At 70.7% G+C, this 18,560-nt stretch carries 20 protein-coding genes and 2 pseudogenes; 12 read left to right on the plus strand and 10 right to left on the minus strand.

Annotation, left to right across the window (positions count from 1 at the left end):
- Nucleotides 1–344 precede the first annotated feature (344 nt).
- The 3 genes from H293_RS0107695 (at nt 345) to H293_RS0107705 (ending at nt 3,232) form a co-directional block, all read left to right on the plus strand.
- On the plus strand, nt 345–2,147 hold the full coding sequence (locus tag H293_RS0107695; protein WP_020117302.1) for an acyl-CoA dehydrogenase family protein: 1,803 nt from the start codon (nt 345–347) through the stop codon (nt 2,145–2,147).
- Nucleotides 2,148–2,238: 91 nt separating this feature from the next.
- On the plus strand, nt 2,239–2,601 hold the full coding sequence (locus tag H293_RS0107700) for an ArsR/SmtB family transcription factor (protein WP_020117303.1): 363 nt from the start codon (nt 2,239–2,241) through the stop codon (nt 2,599–2,601).
- Nucleotides 2,594–3,232, plus strand: coding sequence for an SRPBCC family protein (locus H293_RS0107705; RefSeq protein WP_020117304.1), 639 nt, complete (start codon nt 2,594–2,596; stop codon nt 3,230–3,232). The genes H293_RS0107700 and H293_RS0107705 overlap by 8 nt, the downstream gene beginning before the upstream one ends.
- A 15-nt stretch (nt 3,233–3,247) precedes the next feature.
- On the opposite strand, the gene H293_RS0107710 is transcribed toward H293_RS0107705, so the two are convergent.
- Nucleotides 3,248–3,880: a lipoprotein gene (locus tag H293_RS0107710; RefSeq protein ID WP_028807644.1), complete on the minus strand. Its 633-nt coding sequence runs from the start codon at nt 3,878–3,880 to the stop codon at nt 3,248–3,250.
- A gap of 76 nt (nt 3,881–3,956) precedes the next feature.
- Between H293_RS0107710 and H293_RS0107715 the strand changes: the two genes are divergently transcribed.
- Together H293_RS0107715 and H293_RS0107720 are read left to right on the plus strand one after the other, a co-directional pair.
- Nucleotides 3,957–4,751, plus strand: coding sequence for a maleylpyruvate isomerase family mycothiol-dependent enzyme (locus H293_RS0107715; RefSeq protein ID WP_020117306.1), 795 nt, complete (start codon nt 3,957–3,959; stop codon nt 4,749–4,751).
- 125 nt (nt 4,752–4,876) lie between these two features.
- On the plus strand, nt 4,877–5,401 hold the full coding sequence (locus H293_RS0107720; protein WP_028807645.1) for a hypothetical protein: 525 nt from the start codon (nt 4,877–4,879) through the stop codon (nt 5,399–5,401).
- Nucleotides 5,402–5,427: 26 nt separating this feature from the next.
- Here H293_RS0107720 and H293_RS0107725 read toward each other — a convergent pair whose 3' ends face one another.
- From H293_RS0107725 to H293_RS0107735, 3 genes and pseudogenes are all read right to left on the minus strand, one after another.
- A complete protein-coding gene (locus tag H293_RS0107725; protein ID WP_020117308.1) occupies nt 5,428–5,991 on the minus strand; it encodes a hemerythrin domain-containing protein in 564 nt (187 codons plus the stop codon).
- A gap of 52 nt (nt 5,992–6,043) precedes the next feature.
- The gene (locus tag H293_RS0107730) at nt 6,044–6,493 is read right to left on the minus strand and encodes a hypothetical protein (RefSeq protein WP_020117309.1); all 450 of its coding nucleotides are present in this window, start codon (nt 6,491–6,493) and stop codon (nt 6,044–6,046) included.
- Between the two features lie 14 nt (nt 6,494–6,507).
- A pseudogene (locus H293_RS0107735) lies at nt 6,508–6,723 on the minus strand (hypothetical protein); the annotation flags it as partial.
- A 138-nt stretch (nt 6,724–6,861) separates the two neighbouring features.
- Here H293_RS0107735 and H293_RS0107740 point away from each other — a divergent pair.
- Complete coding sequence (locus H293_RS0107740) at nt 6,862–8,052, plus strand: amidohydrolase (protein ID WP_020117311.1); 1,191 nt, start codon at nt 6,862–6,864, stop codon at nt 8,050–8,052.
- 48 nt (nt 8,053–8,100) lie between these two features.
- Here the strand turns inward: H293_RS0107740 and H293_RS0107745 are convergent, their stop codons facing one another.
- From H293_RS0107745 to H293_RS0107760, 4 genes are all read right to left on the minus strand, one after another.
- On the minus strand, nt 8,101–8,826 hold the full coding sequence (locus H293_RS0107745) for a metallophosphoesterase family protein (RefSeq protein WP_020117312.1): 726 nt from the start codon (nt 8,824–8,826) through the stop codon (nt 8,101–8,103).
- The gene (locus tag H293_RS0107750) at nt 8,823–9,095 is read right to left on the minus strand and encodes a BON domain-containing protein (RefSeq protein WP_020117313.1); all 273 of its coding nucleotides are present in this window, start codon (nt 9,093–9,095) and stop codon (nt 8,823–8,825) included. The genes H293_RS0107745 and H293_RS0107750 overlap by 4 nt, the downstream gene beginning before the upstream one ends.
- A complete protein-coding gene (locus tag H293_RS0107755) occupies nt 9,092–9,766 on the minus strand; it encodes a nucleotidyltransferase family protein (RefSeq protein ID WP_020117314.1) in 675 nt (224 codons plus the stop codon). The genes H293_RS0107750 and H293_RS0107755 overlap by 4 nt, the downstream gene beginning before the upstream one ends.
- A gap of 863 nt (nt 9,767–10,629) precedes the next feature.
- Complete coding sequence (locus tag H293_RS0107760) at nt 10,630–11,199, minus strand: 3'-5' exonuclease (RefSeq protein WP_020117315.1); 570 nt, start codon at nt 11,197–11,199, stop codon at nt 10,630–10,632.
- A 263-nt stretch (nt 11,200–11,462) separates the two neighbouring features.
- On the opposite strand from H293_RS0107760, the gene H293_RS0107765 reads away from it, so the two are divergent.
- On the plus strand, nt 11,463–13,496 hold the full coding sequence (locus H293_RS0107765; protein WP_033415312.1) for a DUF1996 domain-containing protein: 2,034 nt from the start codon (nt 11,463–11,465) through the stop codon (nt 13,494–13,496).
- A gap of 242 nt (nt 13,497–13,738) precedes the next feature.
- A pseudogene (locus H293_RS61345) lies at nt 13,739–14,290 on the plus strand (serine hydrolase); the annotation flags it as partial.
- A 103-nt stretch (nt 14,291–14,393) separates the two neighbouring features.
- Here the strand turns inward: H293_RS61345 and H293_RS61350 are convergent.
- Both H293_RS61350 and H293_RS0107775 read right to left on the minus strand, forming a co-directional pair.
- Nucleotides 14,394–14,597 carry a hypothetical protein gene (locus H293_RS61350; RefSeq protein ID WP_310591869.1) on the minus strand — a complete coding sequence of 68 codons (204 nt, stop codon included), beginning with the start codon at nt 14,595–14,597 and terminating at the stop codon, nt 14,394–14,396.
- A 69-nt stretch (nt 14,598–14,666) separates the two neighbouring features.
- Entirely contained in the window at nt 14,667–15,593 is a 927-nt protein-coding gene (locus H293_RS0107775; protein WP_020117318.1) for a GNAT family N-acetyltransferase, read from the minus strand.
- A gap of 373 nt (nt 15,594–15,966) precedes the next feature.
- Here H293_RS0107775 and H293_RS0107780 point away from each other — a divergent pair, with 373 nt between their 5' ends.
- The 4 genes from H293_RS0107780 to H293_RS0107795 are packed head-to-tail and all read left to right on the plus strand — an operon-like array spanning nt 15,967 to nt 18,512.
- Nucleotides 15,967–17,160 (plus strand): ATP-binding protein, encoded by a 1,194-nt coding sequence (locus tag H293_RS0107780; RefSeq protein ID WP_020117319.1) that lies wholly within the window; start codon nt 15,967–15,969, stop codon nt 17,158–17,160.
- The gene (locus tag H293_RS0107785) at nt 17,157–17,558 is read left to right on the plus strand and encodes a roadblock/LC7 domain-containing protein (protein WP_020117320.1); all 402 of its coding nucleotides are present in this window, start codon (nt 17,157–17,159) and stop codon (nt 17,556–17,558) included. The genes H293_RS0107780 and H293_RS0107785 overlap by 4 nt, the downstream gene beginning before the upstream one ends.
- Entirely contained in the window at nt 17,555–17,932 is a 378-nt protein-coding gene (locus H293_RS0107790; protein WP_007386762.1) for a DUF742 domain-containing protein, read from the plus strand. Before H293_RS0107785 ends, H293_RS0107790 begins: the two co-directional genes overlap by 4 nt.
- Nucleotides 17,904–18,512: a GTP-binding protein gene (locus tag H293_RS0107795; protein WP_028807646.1), complete on the plus strand. Its 609-nt coding sequence runs from the start codon at nt 17,904–17,906 to the stop codon at nt 18,510–18,512. Before H293_RS0107790 ends, H293_RS0107795 begins: the two co-directional genes overlap by 29 nt.
- Nucleotides 18,513–18,560: the final 48 nt, after the last annotated feature.

Genomic DNA, 18,560 nt, shown 5'->3' on the forward strand with positions numbered 1-18,560 from the left:
CCAGGTGCCGAGGCGCGTTTCGCCACCCGTCGTCCCCACGTCACGTCGGTCCCCATGCCCCCTCGTCCCCGTCATCTCCCTCAAGTGGGCGGTTGTGTAGGGTGTTTGGAAGAGTCGGCGGGGCAAGGCGGTCTGCCCCGTGGGCGCGACACGCCGAGGCCGTGACCGATGTCGCTCCGACGCGCAGGCGTAAAGTGCCGCGTGGGAGGGGAATCACCCTTGTGCAGATCGTGACTTGTGGTATTACAGAGGCCGTTCAAGGGGTAACTACCACCACGCGCGGGTGTTCAATCGTGGTGATGATCATGATGTGATCAGAGGGTGTCTCGGACTACGTTGCCGCTGTGATCACCTCTCAACTCCCCGTAACGGCACCCCCGCTGACCGAGACGGCCGCGATCCGGCACCTCCTCTTCGGCGCGCAGGCGGAGATCCATGAGCCCTGGCGACGCCTGTTCAGCTCCGACGTGTTCGCCTACCACGAGGGGCTGACGCACCAGGAGCGCACGGAACTGTCCTATCAACGCCTACGCACGGTGAACGCGGCGGTGCCCGATCCCCAGGCCCTCGCGCGCGACCCGATCGCCCTGAGCGCCCTGCACGAATGGGCCGGGGTGGCGGACGCCGGCATGACGACGCTCGCCAGCATCCACTACAACCTGTTCCTCGGCAGTCTGCTCGAACACGACCACGAGGGGCGGGACTTGGGCCCCTATCTGCGGATGGAGCGCATCGGCACCTTCCTGTGCACCGAGCAGGCGCACGGCAACGACGCCCCCCAGTTGGAGACCACCGCGACCCTGGACCGGGCCACGGGGGGTTTCGTGCTCACCACCCCGACGCGGGGAGCCCGCAAGTGGATGCCCAACACCTCCGTGGCCGGCGGCCCGAAGGACGCCCTGGTCGCGGCCCGTCTGGTGATCGACGGCAAGGACCAGGGCGTCTTCCTCTTCCTGACCGCGCTGACCGACGGGAACGGCCGTCATCTGCCGGGCGTGGAGGTCGAGTTGCTGCCCCAGACGGCCAGCAGCCCGGTCGACCACTGCGCCACCTCCTTCCACGGGGTGCGGTTGCCACGGACGGCCATGCTCCAGGGCGAACACGGTCGGCTTACGGACGAGGGCGAGCTCGTCTCCTGCCTGGGCAGCCCGCGCAAACGGTTCCTGCGCTCCATCGGCCGCGTGACCATGGGCAAACTGTGCATGAGCGCCTACAGCCTCGGGGTGACACGGCACGCCCTGACCGTCGCCGTCCGCCACGCCCACCAGCGGGTCACCTCGGGGATGACCAGCGGGCAGCGGGTGCCTCTGTTCGCGCATCGCACCCACCACGCCCCGCTGGTGGAGGCGCTCGCCACAACCTACGCCGCCACCTTGCTGCAGCGTGAGGTCGTACGGCGATGGGCGCAGGCGGCGGAGGGCGAGCGCGAGGAGGCCGAGCGGCTGGTGGCGGTGGCCAAGGGCTGGATCACCTGGCAGGCCAGAGCCGTGATGACCGAGTGCCGGGAACGCTGCGGCGCACAGGGCCTGTTGCTCTCCAACGGGATCGCGGGCCAGCTCGCGGCCAACGAGGGCACGATCACCGCGGAGGGCGACAACACCGTCATCTGGGTCAAGGCGGCCGGGGAGATGCTGCTGGGCGGCTTCAGCCCGACGCCCCCCAGCGACGTGCCCCCGGCCACCCGGAGCCTGCACGATCCGGCTCACCTGCACGACCTGATGGGCGACCTGGAGCGAATACGTCACGGGCGGGCCCGTGGCCGGCTGCGCACGAAACGGGCCGCCTCGCCCCTCGACCGCTGGAACGGCGCCTCCGGCGCGGCGCTGTCCCTGGTCGACGCCCACGTCCACCGGCTGGCCGCGCAGCAACTCCTTGCCGCGGCGGCGCAGGCGACCGACCCGCAGGTGGCTCTCCTGCTGGAGCACCTCCACCGGCTGTTCGCCCTGCGTTACGTGGCCGCGCACAGCGGTGAACTGCTCGCGCACGAGCGGCTGACCGCCGAGCAGGTCCGGTACCTGCCGGAGGTCCTGGAGGCCACCGTCGCCGCACTGGTGCCGCACGCCCTGACCCTCACCGGTGCCTTCGCCGTGTTGGAAGAGATCACTGAGCGCCATCCGGCGCTGCGATCCGAGGTGGTGCCGGCGTGACCGTCGCCACCACGCGCTGAGGCCGGGCCGCGGAGCAGTCCGCGGCCCGCCTCTGTTTAAGGCTTGGCTTATATAAGTGGTGGATGGCATAGTGGGTGACGTGCACGCGTTCGACGTACTCGGAGATCCGGTCCGACGCCGGATATTGGAACTGCTCGCCTCGGGCGAGCAGGCGTCGGGCGAGGTCAGTGCCGTGATCCGGGACGAGTTCGGGATCTCCCAGCCTGCCGTCTCGCAGCATCTGAAAGTGCTGCGGGAGAGCGGCTTCGCCTCGGTGCGCGCCGACGGCAACCGGCGGCTGTACGCCGTCGAGGCCGCCCCGCTCCGGGAGGTGGATGCCTGGCTGGAGCGCTTCCGGGGTTTCTGGGACCAGCGGCTCGACGCACTCGGAACGGAGCTCGCGCGAGGAAAGCGCGAGCGCAGGATGCAAGGAGAGGTGAGCGAGCATGAGTGAGATCGCCGACGCGATCAACCGTATGCACCGGCGGGTCGGCACCCGGCAGGTCGAGGCCGGCGAGGCCCGCACGGTCCTGCTGCGCCGTACGTACGACGCCGAAGTCGCCGACGTGTGGGACGCCGTGACCTCTCCCGAGCGGATCGCCCGCTGGTTCATGCCGGTCAGCGGCGAGCTCAAGGTGGGCGGCCGCTACCAGCTGGAGGGCAACGCCGGCGGCGAGATCCTCGAGTGCGTGGAACCCGAGCGGTTGCGGGTGAGCTGGCTGTACGGCCCCGACCCGGGCTTCAGCGAGGTCGAGGTGCGCCTGACCGCCGAGGACGGGGAGCGCACGGTCCTCGAACTGGAGCACGTGGCCGTCGTACCGGACGGCTTCTGGGACCAGTTCGGGCCCGGCGCCGTCGGAGTCGGCTGGGACCTGGGGCTCTACGGACTCGCCCTGCACCTCGCGGGCGGCGGCCTCGACAAGGAGGAGGCCGCGACCTGGCACACCACGCCCGAGGGCAGCGCGTTCATCACCGGCTCGGGCGAGGGATGGGGTGAGGCGTACGCCGCCTCCGGCGCGGACCGGGAGACGGCGGCGAGGACGACGGCCGCGACGATCGCGTTCTACACGGGAACGGAAGCCTGACGCCCCGTCCCCGGCTCAGCCGACGCGCAGGGTGCGCCGCGCCAGCTCGTACGCCGGGAGCATCTCCTCGTGTTCGTCGGTGTCGAGTCCGCCGAGATGCACCACCACCGGCCCATTGGCGGTGGTGACGGCGAAGGCGCTCTCCTCCTTCGTCTCGTCCAGGAGCTCGCTGGCGTAGAGGTACTCGACCTTCGTACCCGAGAGGCCACCGGACGTGAACGCGCTGTACTTCTCCTTGCTCACTCCGTCCTCGGCCGCGACGAAGGCCTCCAGCACGGTCCGGGCGTCGGCGTCACCGGACCTTCCGGTCCATACCCGCAGGAAGCCGATGCTGCCCGCGGGTTTGGCGTCGATCTCGCAGGCCAGGGTGACGGGCCCCTGGCTCAGCGGCGCCTTCACCGCCTCGGCCTTCCAGCTCTTGGCGAGGTCGAAGGTGACGGGCAGCTCGCACGCCGAGCCGGCGGCGCCGATGGTGCCGCCGCTGCTCGCGGTCGAGCGGTCCCGGCCGGAAGTCTCCGCGGTCGCCGACGGGCGCCCGGACGCTGTGGAGTCGTCCCCCTCGCCGGCCTCCGAACAGCCCGTCAGCACACCCGCCAGCAACGCCGCATGGGCTATCCGAAGCCATGTGTTCCCCGCCCTGACCAGCATGGCCGAGACTCCCTCCATTCAGTGGTGGTACTCGAAGGAGTCAGGTTAGGTGGCACGAATAACGAATCGTGCAGCGATGGGGGAAGCGTTGTTGACCTTCGACGAGTACTGCGACGCGATCGTCGCCCAGACCGATCTGCTCACCCGGCACGTCAAGGGCGCCGACCCGGCCGCTCAGGTGCCCACCTGCCCCGGCTGGGACCTCGGCCGGCTGCTGCGGCACGTGGGTGGCGATCACCGCTGGGCGGAGGAGATCGTACGGACCCGGGCCACCGAGCCGATCGACGACGACCCGGTCAACGACCCGGCCGCCTACGCCGGCCTCGACGACTCCGCAATCGGCGGCTGGCTCGCCGAGGGCGCCACGAGGCTGGCCGGCACCCTGCGCGCGGCCGGGCCCGACGTGCCGGTGTGGACTCCCGCCGACGAGCACCTGGTCCAGCAGTCCGCGATGTTCTGGGCGCGGCGCATGACGTACGAGACCCTGCTGCACCGGGCCGACGCGGCACTCGTGACCGGGGCGGAGTTCGTGGTCGAGGAGTCTCTCGCGGTGGACGCCGTGGAGGAGTGGCTGGAGTTCTCCACCGTTCCCGAGGCCTACGAGCCGCTCCCGGGCGTGCCCGAACTGCTCGGGAACGGGCGGATCCTGGGCTTCGACGCGGGAGCCGCGGGGGAGTGGCTGCTCGACCTCGGCGGAGACCGACCGGTGTGGCGGCGCGGGACCGGCGTGGCCGCCGTGAGCGTGTGCGGTCCGGTCACTGACCTGCTCCTGTTCCTCTACGCCCGTCCGGCGCCCGGTGTCGAGACGCGGGGGGACTCGGAACTGCTTGAGCTGTGGCTGAGGCGCACCCGGTTCTGGCTGGAGGCCTAGACGCGCGAAGGGGCAGGTGTGGCCGAAGCCACGTGCCGGGGGAGGCCGGAGCCATGTCGTCCCGGCGGGACCGCGGGCTACGGTTCGCGCAGTCCCCTCTCCCCAGCACCTCGGGCGGCCCGGCAGTGCAAGCAGATCTCTCCCCGGTCATCGCGGCGACCGCTCACTGGCTGACCCGCGCCTATCCACCGGCCGGCGGCGCCCTGGCCGCCGCGTTGTGCGAGGTGCAGGCCCGGCAGGCCGTGACGGTCGCCGCCTGGCTGCGCTATCCGACGGCGATGGACGCCGCGCTCGTCGGGATGGCGGGTCCGGGCGGCTCCGACCGCCTCGACTGGGCCACCGGCGCGGACGCCACCGACCGGGACGCCGAGGACCGTGCCTGGCGTACCTGGGTGGACGAGGTCGTGGCCAGCTGGGCGGCCTGTCTGCTCTCCCATCCCGAACTGGCCGAACGGGCGGTGGCCGGCCTCGCGCAGGGCGAGCACACGACGGGCTCACCGGCCGCGTTCCGCCGTCTGCTCGCCCCGGACGCTACGGACCGGAATGCCGCCGCCCTGCTCCGCCACCCCGACCTGGTCGCAACAGTGGCCGGGCTGCACCGGGGCGAGCTGCTGGACCGGCTGGGGTCGGACGAGGCGCTGGCCGCCTGAGAACGGGCGCCCGCGTCCCCGAAACCTCAGTCCTCCTTGCCGCGGCCCGAGAGCGCGTCCCGGAGCCGGTCGACCAGGCCGGTTCCCGGAGCGAGGAGCTTGTTCGCCGGAGGAGTGTCCGGAGCCGACGGGTGCGGGCGGGTCGGCGCCATCTTCTTGGCGCGGCGCACCTTCTCGCCCAGGTCGTTCAGCTCCTTCTCCGAGCACGCGACACGCAGCTGCGGGAAGAGGGTCTCCTCCTCCTCGGCGATGTGCGAGCGGACCTCGCTCATCAGCTCGCCGATGAGCCGGTCGAACTCGGGGTCGTCCGCCTCGCAGCGCTCCAGGTCCTTCATGAGCTGTTCGGCCTTGGAGTGGTCCTCGATCTCCCGGTCGGCCATGGTGTTCCCGTTGACCAGGTGCTCCCGTACCGCCGGGTAGAGGTACTCCTCCTCCGCGACCGAGTGCCGGATCAGCTCCATGGTGGCCTGGTCGGCGTACACCTTCCGCTTCTTCTCACCGGGCGCCAGCGCCTCGATCTTCCCGAACAGTTCCTCGACCTCGTGGTGATCGGTCACCAGCTCGTCGATGACGTTTCCTCCGTGTCCCATGTTCTCTCACCTCCGTCCCCCGGGTGCCCTGTGCCGCACTCTCTACGCCTGGTCACAGGCTTGTCAGGGCCTGTGGGGACAACTGTTTGATCAAGGTGTTGGTCCAGCGCATCTGGCGCGGGGTCTGCGGGTGGCACGCCGACGCCGGTTCCAGCAGCCGTTCGTCCCGGGTCGCCCGGGCGGCCTGCGCGAGCATCTCCCAGTGCAACGCGTTCTCCGTGGCGGCCAGGTGCAGGGCACGCAGGTCGTGGAGGAGAAGCAGACCTTCAGGTCCCTCGCCGGAGGTGGGTTCGAGCGTGTCGTCGTCGAGGCGCAGCCCTTCGGCAGCGGCGTGCTCGGCGAGCCGCCCCGCATGCTCGCGCGACCAGGCGGCGAGGTCTCGGGCGACGTGGTGGACCTCGTGTTCCTCGGTGTGCCGCTCGGACACGGCCACCAGGCTCCGCGCCAGCTGCCGCTCCCCGTGGTGCAGGGCGCGCAGGGTGTGGGCGATGCCGTCCTTCATGGCGTGCCTCCGGGCTCGCGTCCCCGTACGCCCGCCATCCGGCCGTCGACGACGGCGATGTCCATGGCGTCACCGCCTGAGTGCAGCAGCGACGCCGCACCCACCCACCTCCGCACCGCGCCGGGCTCCACCCCCTCCGCGAGATACGTGTCCACCCTGGGCGGCCAGTCCTCGTGGCGCCGGTACGGCGTCCGGGCGCCCCAGGGATCCGCGATCCGGTCCGCCTTCATGAGCGGCCTCCCTGACAACTCCTGCTGCTCGCTCCTGAGTACCCGTGCCCGGAGCCGGTAACGGTGTCCGGGTGTAAGAGGGGCCGTTGGAAGGAACCCGCACCAGGACACAGCCGTACGACCTCTGGGGAGGCCTTTGTGACCGACGCCGTGGACGAGGTGCTCGCGCGAGTGCGCGGAGAGGTGGCCGCACGGGCGGATCGGCTGTGGGACATGGCGCGGATGCTGCATTGCGACCCGGAGTACGCCTTCGAGGAGCACCGGGCGGCCGCCCTGCTGTGCGGGGAACTCGAATGGGCGGGGTTCACGGTGCGGCGGGATGTCGCCGGCCTGCCCACCGCGTTCACGGCGCGCTCCGGCACCAGGTCCCGCCCCGCGGTGGCCCTGATGCTGGAGTACGACGCGCTGCCCGGCCTCGGCCACGCCTGCGGCCACAATCTGATCGCCGGGGCGGGCTTGGGCGCGGCGCTGGCCGCCCGAGCGGTGCTCGACCGGGACGCGGGCACCGTGTGGGCGATCGGCACGCCCGCGGAGGAGGTCGGTGGCGGCAAGGTCACCGAGACCGACGCCGGGGTGTTCGACGACGTCGACGCGGCGCTGATGTTCCACCCCGGTGTGCACAGCTGGCAGTGGGCGCCGCTGACCGCGCAGGCCCAGTACCGGGTCGGGTTCCGCGGGCGCGCCGCCCACCCGACCGGGAATCCCACCGAGGGCATCGACGCGCTCGCCGCGCTCATCCAGCTGTTCAACACCCTGGCCGTGGTCGGGCGCAGGCTGCCCGAGGGCTCGCATGTGCAGGGCATCGTCACGGACGGCGGCAAGGCCACCAACATCGTCCCCGAGTACGCGGAGGGTCTCTTCGGGCTGCGCGCGCTGACCACGGCCGCCCTGGAGGACCTGGCGGGGGAGCTGCTGACCTGCGCCCAGGGCGTGGCACGGGCGACGGGCACGACGGTCACGGTGGAACGGGCCACGCCGCGCTACGAGCACTTCAGGGACAGCACGGTGCTGTCGGCCCGGTTCGCCCGGCACTTGGCAGGAACGGGCATCGAGATGACACCGCCCGCGCCGGGCGTCTACCTGGGCTCCTCCGACGCCGGCAACGTCAGCGGACGGGTGCCCGCCATCCACCCCTTCGTGGCGATCATGGAGGAGGACGGTTCGGACCACACTCCCGAGTTCGCCGTCGCGGCCGGATCCGAGCGCGGCCGACGGGTGATGCTCGCGGCGGCGGAGGCGCTGGCCTGTACCGCGGTGGAGGTCCTGTTGCGCCCGGAGCTGCGGGACGCGGCGTGGGAGGACCACGACCGGGCGTCCGTCCGCGGCTGAGGGGGCCCGCTGCCGGTGCGCGCCCCCGGTCGGTGTTCGGAGGAACCGTCAGCCGGCGTGCAGGTGATACACGTTGAACGCCCGCCGGATCACGGGCTGGGCCACGTTGCGCACCCGCACGCCGCCGGCCGTCATCCCGTGCTCCGTGCCCGCGTGGGCGTGTCCGTGCACGCTCAGGTCGGCCCCCGCGGTGTCGATCGCCTCGGCCAGCAGATAACTGCCGAGGAACGGATAGATCTCCGGCGGCTCACCCGCCAGTGTGTCGGCGACGGGGGAGAAGTGGGTGAGCGCCACCCGCGTCCCGCAGCCCTGCCGCTCCAGTTCCTCCAGCGCGGTGCGCAGTCCGTCCGCGCAGCGCCGTGAGTACCGTACGAACTCCTTCATCAGCGGTTCGCCGAACTCCCCGGCGCTGCGGCCCACGAACCCGCCGCCGAAGCCCTTGGTGCCGGCGACACCCACGCGGGTGCCGCCGCACTCGACGATCGTCCCCTCGCCCTCGAGGACCCGCACACCGGCGTCTTCCAGGAGGGCCGCGACCTTCTCGGGCTGCTCGTCGTGGTGGTCGTGGTTGCCGAGCACCGCCACGACCGGCACCGGAAGGTCCCGTACCTCCTGGGCCACCACCCGGGCTTCCTCCGGCGTGCCGTGCCGGGTGAGGTCCCCGGCCAGCAGAAGCAGGTCGGCGCAGTCCGGCAGGGTCTCGAAGGCGGGACGCAGCACCCCTTGGCTCTCCGGGCCCATGTGGATGTCCCCCACGGCGGCGACGCGGATCACGGCAGCTCCTCCGCATGGTCGGGCGTGGCGGTCTCGGCGACCACCACGTCGGTGTGCACGGACAGCCCGGCCAGCTCCTCGTGGACGGTCCGCAGTACGGTCTCCCGGCACTGCGCGGACGGCACGGTGCCGGTGACCACGACGGCCCCGGCCCGCACCTCGGCGCGCACTCCCAGCTCGCCGAGTTCCTCCGCGGCGAGCCGGTCGCGCAGGTGGGCGACGCGGTACTCGACGTTCTCCTCGGACCGTTCGGGCGCGGACCTGCTCATGACCGTTCCTCCTCGCTCCGCGGCTCGATGACCTCCAGCCGTTCCAGGAAGTAGAAGAACGCGTCCGGCATCGGCGCGTCCCCGCAGCCCCGGCGTACGGCGTCCCAGTCGACCTTCTCCCGCAGCGCGCGGGCGATCGGCAGGACGGCCCCGAAGTCGCAGTGGTGCTCGGAGAACGCGGACAGCAGGCTGTGCAGCAGGTCGGTCGGGGACAGCACGGGCATGAACACCGAGTCCACCGAGAGTTCGTGGGCCCGCCCCAGCAGTTCCCTGGTGACGGGCTGATGGGCCAGTTCGAAGATCAGGTCGACCTGCTGGCCCAGGCAGTCGGCCTTCAGCAGCCAGTCCTCCGGAGGGGTCCGCACCTCCAGACCCGCCTCGCGGAGGGTCTCTGCCACAAACGGCGCGTCCTCGGGGAGGATCGCGAAGTCGACGTCGTGCTGAAGATTCTGGGCGCCGCCGTGTGCGTACACGGCGACACTGCCCGCGAGTGCGAACGGGTGCCCTTCCCGTTTCAGAATCGCGCCGACCTGCTTGGCCGCCTCCAGGATCGCCTGGTTGCGGTCGACGGGCAGGCTCGCGGCGAGCGCGTCGGCGGCGCTCCCCGTCGCCAGTCGCAGTCCGGCGGCGCCCCCGTGGCGGGCGACGTCGTCGTCGGCGTGCTGCGTCATCAGTGCCCCCTTCCTGACCGGCCCACACCGGAGGGGCCGGGACGGCGAGGCCCGAGTACCCGGGGCTCGGCCGTCGACACGGCGGCACATCGGGCTCGGCGCGCCGTCGCCTTCGGCCGGTGGGGCAGGGGGTAAGTCGGCGTTGGGGGTCGTGGGTGTCGGTCTGGGGCTGGTGGATGAGTCGGGGTGCGGCCAGGCGGCGGGGTCTTGGAGTGGCGCGGGCGTTGGCCGTCGACCGGGGGCGGGTCGGCTTTCGGTGGGCGAGGAGTCGGCTTTCCGCTGGTGGATGTGGCCGTTTGCGGCCTGAGGGCGGTCGTCCTTCGGTAAGTGGCGCTGCCGGCCTCCGGCGAGGGGAGGCCAGCCTTTGGTGGTGGCAGGGGGACGGACTTCGACCGGCGGAGGTGTCGGTGGCGGGAGTGTCGGATTTCGGTCCGGGGAGATGCGGCCGGGCGCGGTTGCCGACCACCACGGGCATCGGCAGTCCCTTGGAGAAGAGCTGCGAGCGGGTGTTGTAGCGCTCCGGGCGCCTGGCCGGCCGGCGTCGGCGCCGGCGTGACCGGGCCCAGAACTCCGGCCTGGGCCCGGGTAGCCGAAATTCATGAAGATCGCGGGGGGTGCCACCCTGGCCCAGGGCATGGAGGCAGCCCGGTCCCGTGCGGATCCTCGACGCACGGTGCTGCGACAGCCCGGAGTGCGCAGGAGTGCCGTGTCCAGGTTCTTGCCCGGGTCGGGTTTGCGGCCAGGCAGGTAGAAGACGTCAGGACCCGCGGTCCTGCAATGACGAGAACGCGTGGGGACCGGGTGGGTGATCACGGCGGCCGCCGCGACGAGAGTGCCGCCGTCGGGCCCGGTGACGGGCTCGCTCAGTCCGAGGGCCAGCCGTCCCGCCCCGCCAGATGCAGCACGAGGGCCGCGATGTTCCACGCGTCGTCCTCGCCGCGGTGATGCCGCCCTTCGAGGGGCAGCCCCGCGATGCCGAGCGCTTGCGCCATCCCGGGGCGCTTGCGCAGGCCGTGCACCTCCGTGAAGACCGCCTTGGCGTTGGTGTGGCGGCGGCCGAAGGGGTACGGCGTCCTCGTGGCCCCGCACTGCCGGGTGAACTGGTGACGGTCGTAGTCACCCCAACTCGCCCATGGGCGGGCGCCGGAGGCGTGTTCGGAGGCCAGTCGGCGGCAGGCCTCCCCGAAGGACAGGCCCCCGTCGACCTCGTCCTGGGTGAGGCCGGTCAACTCCGTGCAGAAGTCGCTCACTTCGGACCGGGCGGGGCGCACCAGGATCCGGTGCCGTTCGACGCGCTCGGCGGTCGACAGGTCGACGACCGTCAGCCCGATCTCGATGATCTCGGAGACCGCGCGCGGGGGAGGGGAACCGGGCCAGCACGTGGCTTCGACGTCCACCACGTTCAGGAGGGGCTTGGTGCACGTGCTGTTCATGACGAGAACCGTAGGGGGGCAGATGTGTGCGAGTCATCTCGTTTTCCCTGCACGGAGGTTCGGAAGGGGTGGTGGAACCCCGTGTTCCGTATGAGAGTGCTGTGAATTTCCGAGGCGCTTGAACACGGGGGGCCCGCCGTCCGTATGGGGCGGGGGACTTGCATGCCCGGAGAGCCGACACGCGCAGGAGTACATCCGTGGGACGCAGTAATCGCAGACGACCGACAGGCGCACGACGTGCGACCTTCGCCGCAGTGGCCTTGATGCTCGGGGGTGGTGGCCTGGTCGCGGTGAATGTGTACGCCTCCGCCACGGAGAGCGGCACGCCGCAGCAGACGTCGTGGGGAGCCGTCACGATCGACTGCCCGGACGTCGGCGACACGCTCACCAACGTGCCCGACGGGTCGAGGGCGGACGTCGACAAGGAACTCGCGCTGCTGGACCAGCAGATAGCCGAGGCCTACCAGCAGCTCCAGGACCCGTCGGTGCAGGACCGGGAGTCCGCGCAGAGCCGTATCGTCGACCCACTCCAGCAGAACCGGGCCGCCACGATCGAGCGCATCACCGCGGCCCTCGAACGCACGGGAGAAAAGCCGGACGGCCTCGGCGACATGGCCGACTGCACCCTGCGCGAGACCGAGAACCAGAACGGCGGTCAGGACCAGCAGCAGGGTGACGGCCAGAACCAGGACGGCCAGAGCCAGGACCAGCAGCAGGGCGACGGCCAGGACCAGGGCGGCCAGCAGCAGGGCAACGGCGGGCAGGCCGGCAACGGCCCCGTGGCCGCCGACTACGCCGACATCAACAGTGCCCCACCCGCCGCACAGGCCCCGCCGGCTCAGGGCGACGCCTCCCGCGGCACCTTCGTGACCAGCTGCGGTGTGAACGCCAACGGCCTGTTCAACTCGGACAACGTCATCGTCGCCCCGGGTGTCTCCAACGGCGCCCACCACTTCCACGACTACATCGGCAACCAGTCCAACACCGCCTTCGCGAGCGACCAGGACCTGGCGAACGCCGAGACGAGCTGTGCCGACCAGGGCGACAAGTCCACGTACTACTGGCCCGTGATCCGGCTCCAGAACGGAACGCAGGAACAGGACGCCAACAAGCCCGGCGGCGGTGTCGAGGGCAACGCCGGCCAGATCGTCACCCCCAAGGAAGTGACGCTGACGTTCGTGGGCAACCCCCGCAGCAAGGTCACCGCTATGCCGCGGCTGCTGCGCATCATCACCGGCGACGCCAAGGCCTTCGTCAACGGCACCGCCAACGCCAACGCGTCCTGGAGCTGCACCGGGTTCGAGGACCGGCAGCTGAAGGACAAGTACCCGCTGTGCCCGCAGGGCAGTGACGTGGTGCGCACGTTCAAGTTCCAGAGCTGCTGGGACGGCCGCAACATCGACAGCGCCAACCACCGCACCCACGTGGCGTTCGCCCAGAACGACGGCACCTGCGCGAACGGCTTCAAGGCCATTCCGCAGCTGGTCCAGCGGATCGTCTACGACGTCGACGCGCCGAGCCTGAACGACGGTGGCCGCACGACTCCGCTGTTCGCGGTCGACTCCTTCCCGGAGCAGCTGCACAAGCCCGTCACCGACCACGGCGACTTCATCAACGTCTTCGACGAGAACCTGATGAACGAGATGGTCGGCTGCATCAACGACGGCCGTGAGTGCGGCGCGGGCACGGGCCAGGACGACCCGGGCAATGGCGGCGGCGACAACGGTGGCGGCGACAACGGCAACGGTGGCGGCGGCAATGGCGACAACGGTGGCGGCTCCGCCCCGGACCCGGGCGCCAGCCAGGACCCGGGTAACGGGGACGGCAACGGCAACGGCAACGACAACGGCAACGGCAACGGCAACGGCTCCCAGGACAACCCCGGAAACAGCGACGAGCCGCAGCAGCCGACGCAGACCGCCGAAGCCCCGGCAGGCGGTCAGACGACCGCCCCGGCCGACAACGAGCCGAAGACCTACAGCTCACCCACCGCCCACAGCACGACCGCCCCTTCGCCCAAGAGCGAGAGCGAGAGCGAGAGCGGGACCGGTAACGGAAGCGGTAACGGGAACGGCAACGGCAACGATCAGGCGACCCAGCCCACCCCCCAGGACGACACCACCACCGAGGCCCCCGGCGCTGTCGCCCAGCCCCCGCTCGCCGCACAGCCGGCACCTCAGGGCAACCAGGGCAGCCTCGCCGAGACCGGCACCCAGTTGTGGCCGGCCGCGCTCGGCGCGATCCTCCTGATCTCCGGCTTCGTTCTCCTGCGACGGACCAGCCGCCGCTCCATGTGACACCGACCGGCACGAGCCGGAAGCAGCACGAGTTATAAGCAGGGGTGGCTGTCCGCCGCGCAGCTCCACCGGCGGACAGCCACCCCTGCTCGGCCCCCCGCCGACATGGCACGTCAAGATCGACGTGGTAATTCTTGGTCTGGAAACCGAATTCGGACCGTACCCCCGGCGGCCGCCTCGGGATATGCAGTTGTATCCGCGAGCCGAGCTGAACAAGGGCGACCGCTGATACCCGCGGGACAATGCTCCCGGTGAGGCTTGACGGGCCATGTCGTCCCCCCTTCCGGGAGTGCCCATGTCTCTGCGCCGACCCCGCCTGCGAGCGGCGTCCGCCCTCGGTCTGCCTGGCCGCGCTGGCCCCGACCACGGCCGGTGCCACCGCCGACTCGTCGGGTGACCAGACGCTTCAGCGCCAGCTCGACGACTTCGTGCACCAATGCGGCGGGCCACCCGGAGCCATCGCCGTCCTGCGGACCGAGCAGCGGACCCGCGTCGTGCGCGCCGGAGCCGCCGACCTCCGCCGGGTCGCTCGCCCGCCCCCGACGACCACATGCCCATCGCGAGCACGGCCAAGGCCTTCAGCGGGGCGGTGGCCCTCACTGGGCAAACGGCTTCCCCGACTCCCCGCCGCGTGGCGGTCGGTGACGCTCCGTCAACTTCTCAAGCACACAAGCGGCCTGCCGGACTACTCCCGCAGCGACGGGTTCCTCAACGAGCTGCGGGCCGACCCGCACCACCACTTCGACTCCCGGCACCTGCTCGACTTCGTCGCCGACCAACCCCTGCTCTTCAAGCCGGGCTCGCAGTACCGCTACTCGAACTCGGACAACATCGCCGTAGCCCTCATGGCGGAGGCGGCGCCCACACGCCGTACGAGGACCTCCTGCGCGAGCTCGTCTACGCACCCCTGCGGCTGCACTCCACCCCGGAGGACGGGTACGAGACGCGATGCGGAGTCGTCCTCGGCCCCACGGGCGACACGCTCGGGTACACCCAGTTGATCGCGGCCACCCCCGACGGCCGCCGTTCACCGACCTTCTCGGTCACCGCTCGGATCACCCAGTCCTCCGACGCGGAAAAGCTGGGGAGAATGCGTGCCATTGAGGAGAACTTAGTCTGCGCATTACTGTCGGAAAGAATCGGTAATCGTTTTTCCGCTGCCGCGGGAATTCAACTCACCACGATTTCCCAGGTGTCGACGGCGTAATGGACCGACATTCCGTTGCGTGCGTACAGCGCGGGGGCGCCGGTGGCGTTCTCGGTGTCCACGCCGAGTCCCGCGGTGTCCCGCCCCCGGGCCGCGAAGGCCGCGAACGCCTGCCGCAGCAGCAGCGCGCCGAGGCCCCGGCCGCGGGCCTCGCGGACGACTCCGAGGCTGCGGATCCATCCCATGGCCTCGCGGTCGTCGCGGGCGATCAGGAAGCCGACGTCCCCGAGGTCCTCGGTGGAGACGAGCCACACCAGGGACCAGTCGAGCCGGTCGGCGTGGATGTCGGCCAGCCAATGCTCGTACGAGCGCGGCTGGAAGTCGAAGTGCTCGGCGAAGGCGGCCTGGTAGAGGGCGTGCGCCTGCTTGCGGTCCGCCTCGTCGGCGCAGGCCCGCACCCGAACGCCCGCGGGCGGCTCGGGCGGCAGGTCCACGCCGGACCGCAGCGCCCGCTCCAGCACGTGATAGCGGCGTACGACCGACCAGCCGCGCGCCCGTATCAGCGCCAGGCCGGTCGTGGGCGCCGCGTTCAGGTGCAGATGGAGCACGGCCTTCGAGGCACCGTTCGCCCGGGCCTTTTCGAGCGCCCTGGTCTCGACGGCCTCCAGGAGGAGTTCACCGGCCTGCTGGTGGTCGGGCAGTACGTAGTGGTCGGCGTCGATGCGCTCGCCCTTCGAGTCGTCCCACACCAGGGCGTGCGCCACCAGACGAGGCCCGTCGAAGGCCAGCCAGGAGTCGCGGTCGAGGTCGGTCTCGGGCCTGCCCAGATCGGACTCCACCGAGTGCAGATCGGTCTCGGGCCGTCCGATCTCGATCCGGTCGATCTCATTGAGCAACTCGGTGACGGCCGGCGCGTCGGTGGGCGCGGCAGCGCGCAGCAGGTAGGGCATGAGGCAAGGGTCGGAGGCGGGCGCGACGGCCGCAAACGAGTTTGCGTGAGCGGGGAGAAGGCGTTCTCACGACCTTGGTAGGCTGCGGCTGTTGATCATGAACGCCTGCAGGGCCTTTGCGGGACCTTTGTGGAGAGTCGTCAAGTGTGGCGCATGGTACGCCTGTTGGCACTGTGACGACTGATAAGATCATTACACTTTTCAGTAGGCTGATGACGCGTCATACGCGCGTACGGGGGACAGCCAAAACGGCCCCATCGTGAAGGAGTGACGGTTGGTCCGCCGGTAAGGCCCGCGCCGCACGGCGGCGGGCGGTTCCGGGGGTCCCATGCACGGTCAGTCTCCCGACGCGAGGCGACTTGAAGAGAGTCTCATGACGTCATTGTTCGAAGATCCACTCCTGTGGGTCCTGCTCGTGGTACTCATCGCTGCGGTATTCGCAGTGATGCGCGCACGGAGAACCAACCTCCAGCTCCGCGCGAACAACAACAAACTGCACGGCGACGTGGCGAGTGTGCGAGGTCAGCTCGCCGAGCTCCAGACGACCTACTCGTCGGTGAGCGCACGGCACGCCGCGGATCTGGAGGAGGTGCGCAAGGACGCCGAGTCGGCGACCAAGGCAACCCTGAAGTCGGCCGTCGGCACCCTGGCGACCCTCGCCGAGGAGCAGCTGTCCCTGCTCGACGGACTCCAGCAGAAGTACGGCGACGACCACGCGGTCCTCGCCGACCTGATGCTGGTCGACCACACCGGCAGCCAGTTCAGCCGGCGTACCAAGGGCATCTCGGTGCTCTGCGGCGGCTGGCTCGGCCGGCGTGACCGGGACGCCTCGGTGTACGACGTCGCCCGCAGCGCCCAGGGGCGGATCCGTGACTTCGAGCGGGTCAAGGTCCACGCGCAGGCCAACGTCGCGATCACCAGCCGGGCGGTCGAACCGGTCGCCATGGTCCTGGCCGAACTGCTGGACAACGCCACCAAGTACAGCGCCCCCGGCACCCCCGTCGAGATCAACATCCAGGCCGTCCCCACCGGGATCTGCCTGATCGTCGACGACGCCGGTCTCGGCATGGACCAGGAGACCAAGGCCCGCGCCGCGTCCCTGCTGACCACCGGCGGGGCCGTGGACATCACGAGCCTTGGCGACCCGCCCAAGTTCGGCTTCGCCCTCTCCGGGAAGCTCGCCGCCCACTACGGATTCCACGTCTCCGTCGACGCCGTCTCCCCCTACGGCGGTGTGCGTGCCGTGATCCGGGTGCCCGAGAACCTCCTGACGGCGGACGTGCCCGCACCCGCACCCGCGCCCGTCGAACTCGACGACCACGAGGGCCTGCCCGCGGCGGCCAAGCCCACCCCGATCGCCTCCCTCGTCGTCGGACAGACGGCCGGAGGCCTGCCCAAGCGCCGTCGGCGCCGCAACGGCGCCGTCTCCGTGGTCGCCACGCCCGGCGCGGAGGTTCCCGACCTGGACGCGGCCGGCGAGGAGACCGCCTCACGGCTCAAGGCATTCGCTCGCGGAACCCTGCTCGGGCGGGACTCGGACAACACGGAAGGACCTCAGAACCAGTGAATCCCGACCTGTCGTGGGTGCTGAACGACGTGCTCGAGGTACGCGGAGCCCGTCACGCCATCCTCGTCTCGGCGGACGGCCTGCTGATGCAGCGGTCCGACGGCATCGTCCGTGACGACGCCGAGCGGAACGCCGCCGCGATGAGCTCCCTGCAGTCCCTGTGCCGCAGCGTCGCCCCCTTCGTGGGGGGCGGCAAGGGCCTCTGGAAGCAGACACTGATCGAGTTCGACGGCGGATGGATCTTCCTCATCGCCGGGGGCAGCGGCTCCTACCTCGCCGTATCGACCGCGCTGGACGTCGACATGGAGGCCATGTCGATCCGGATGCAGAAGACGGTGGGCGCATTGACCAAGGCGATGAGCGCGACCCCGCGCCAGAGCACCGGCGTAGACGCATGACCTGGCCAGGCGAGGACGCTCCGGTAACCAGCGACTTCGTCCGCTCCTACGTCATCACGGGCGGTCGTCGTCTCCCCTCCGACGACGACCTGGCCCTGCACACGCTGGTGTGCCTGGCCCCCGACCGGACCCTGCCGCTCGGGGCCGGCCCCGAGGTACGGGCCATCTGGGAGCTCTGTTCGGGCGGCTACCTGTCGGTCGCCGAAGTCGCCGGCCATCTGGGACTGCCGGTCGGTGTGGCCCGACTGCTGCTGTCCGATTTATTCGAGCAGGGGCACCTCCTGCGCCGCGCTGAACCGGCCCCCGCCCAGCACGTTCCCCGAGCGATACTCGAGAAGGTTCTGCATGGACTCGAAACCCTCAACATCGGCTGACCCCGGGGCGAACGGCTCCATCTACGTGTCCGCCGAGGTGACCACCGCCGCGAAGATCCTGGTGGTCGGACACTTCGCCGTGGGCAAGACGACCTTCATCGGGTCTCTGTCGGAGATCACTCCTCTGCGTACCGAGGAGAAGATGACCCAGGCGTCCATGCACGTCGACGACCTGCGCGGGGCGCCGGAGAAGGCGACCACCACCGTGGCGCTGGACTTCGGCCGGCTGACCCTGAGCGACGAGCTGGTGCTGTACCTGTTCGGCACCCCCGGACAGCAGCGCTTCATGCAGCTGTGGGAGGACATGGCGCGCGGCGCGCTCGGCGCCCTGCTCCTGGTCGACCCCTCACGCCTTGAGGAGACGTTCCCGGTCATCGACCTGATCGACGAGTACGGCCTCGAGTACGCGATCGCCGTCAACACCTTCTCGCAGACCAGCCACTTCGAGGAGGACGAGATCCGCGAAGCGCTCGACCTGCTTCCGGACACTCCCGTCATCTACTGCGACGCCCGCGACCAGCGCTCCTCCGCCCGCGCCCTGATCGCCCTCGTGCGCCACCTGCTCGACCGCGCCGCCTGAACCACCACCCCCCGCCCGGACCGCACGGTCCGGGCCACCAAAGGACAC

It is taken from the genome of Streptomyces canus 299MFChir4.1 (assembly GCF_000383615.1).
Lineage (GTDB): Bacteria > Actinomycetota > Actinomycetes > Streptomycetales > Streptomycetaceae > Streptomyces > Streptomyces canus_C.

Bases quoted from the DNA above. Each gene is read 5' to 3' on its own strand.
- H293_RS0107765 (WP_033415312.1), top strand. From the start codon at position 11,463: ATGCTCGGGGGTGGTGGCCTGGTCGCGGTGAATGTGTACGCCTCCGCC.
- H293_RS0107750 (WP_020117313.1), bottom strand. From the start codon at position 9,095: ATGAGCAGGTCCGCGCCCGAACGGTCCGAGGAGAACGTCGAGTACCGC.
- H293_RS0107715 (WP_020117306.1), top strand. From the start codon at position 3,957: ATGGGGGAAGCGTTGTTGACCTTCGACGAGTACTGCGACGCGATCGTC.
- H293_RS0107760 (WP_020117315.1), bottom strand. From the start codon at position 11,199: ATGAACAGCACGTGCACCAAGCCCCTCCTGAACGTGGTGGACGTCGAA.
- H293_RS0107775 (WP_020117318.1), bottom strand. From the start codon at position 15,593: ATGCCCTACCTGCTGCGCGCTGCCGCGCCCACCGACGCGCCGGCCGTC.
- H293_RS0107730 (WP_020117309.1), bottom strand. From the start codon at position 6,493: ATGAAGGACGGCATCGCCCACACCCTGCGCGCCCTGCACCACGGGGAG.
- H293_RS0107705 (WP_020117304.1), top strand. From the start codon at position 2,594: ATGAGTGAGATCGCCGACGCGATCAACCGTATGCACCGGCGGGTCGGC.
- H293_RS61350 (WP_310591869.1), bottom strand. From the start codon at position 14,597: ATGGCACGCATTCTCCCCAGCTTTTCCGCGTCGGAGGACTGGGTGATC.
- H293_RS0107725 (WP_020117308.1), bottom strand. From the start codon at position 5,991: ATGGGACACGGAGGAAACGTCATCGACGAGCTGGTGACCGATCACCAC.
- H293_RS0107795 (WP_028807646.1), top strand. From the start codon at position 17,904: ATGGACTCGAAACCCTCAACATCGGCTGACCCCGGGGCGAACGGCTCC.
- H293_RS0107790 (WP_007386762.1), top strand. From the start codon at position 17,555: ATGACCTGGCCAGGCGAGGACGCTCCGGTAACCAGCGACTTCGTCCGC.
- H293_RS0107755 (WP_020117314.1), bottom strand. From the start codon at position 9,766: ATGACGCAGCACGCCGACGACGACGTCGCCCGCCACGGGGGCGCCGCC.
- H293_RS0107780 (WP_020117319.1), top strand. From the start codon at position 15,967: ATGACGTCATTGTTCGAAGATCCACTCCTGTGGGTCCTGCTCGTGGTA.
- H293_RS0107710 (WP_028807644.1), bottom strand. From the start codon at position 3,880: ATGCTGGTCAGGGCGGGGAACACATGGCTTCGGATAGCCCATGCGGCG.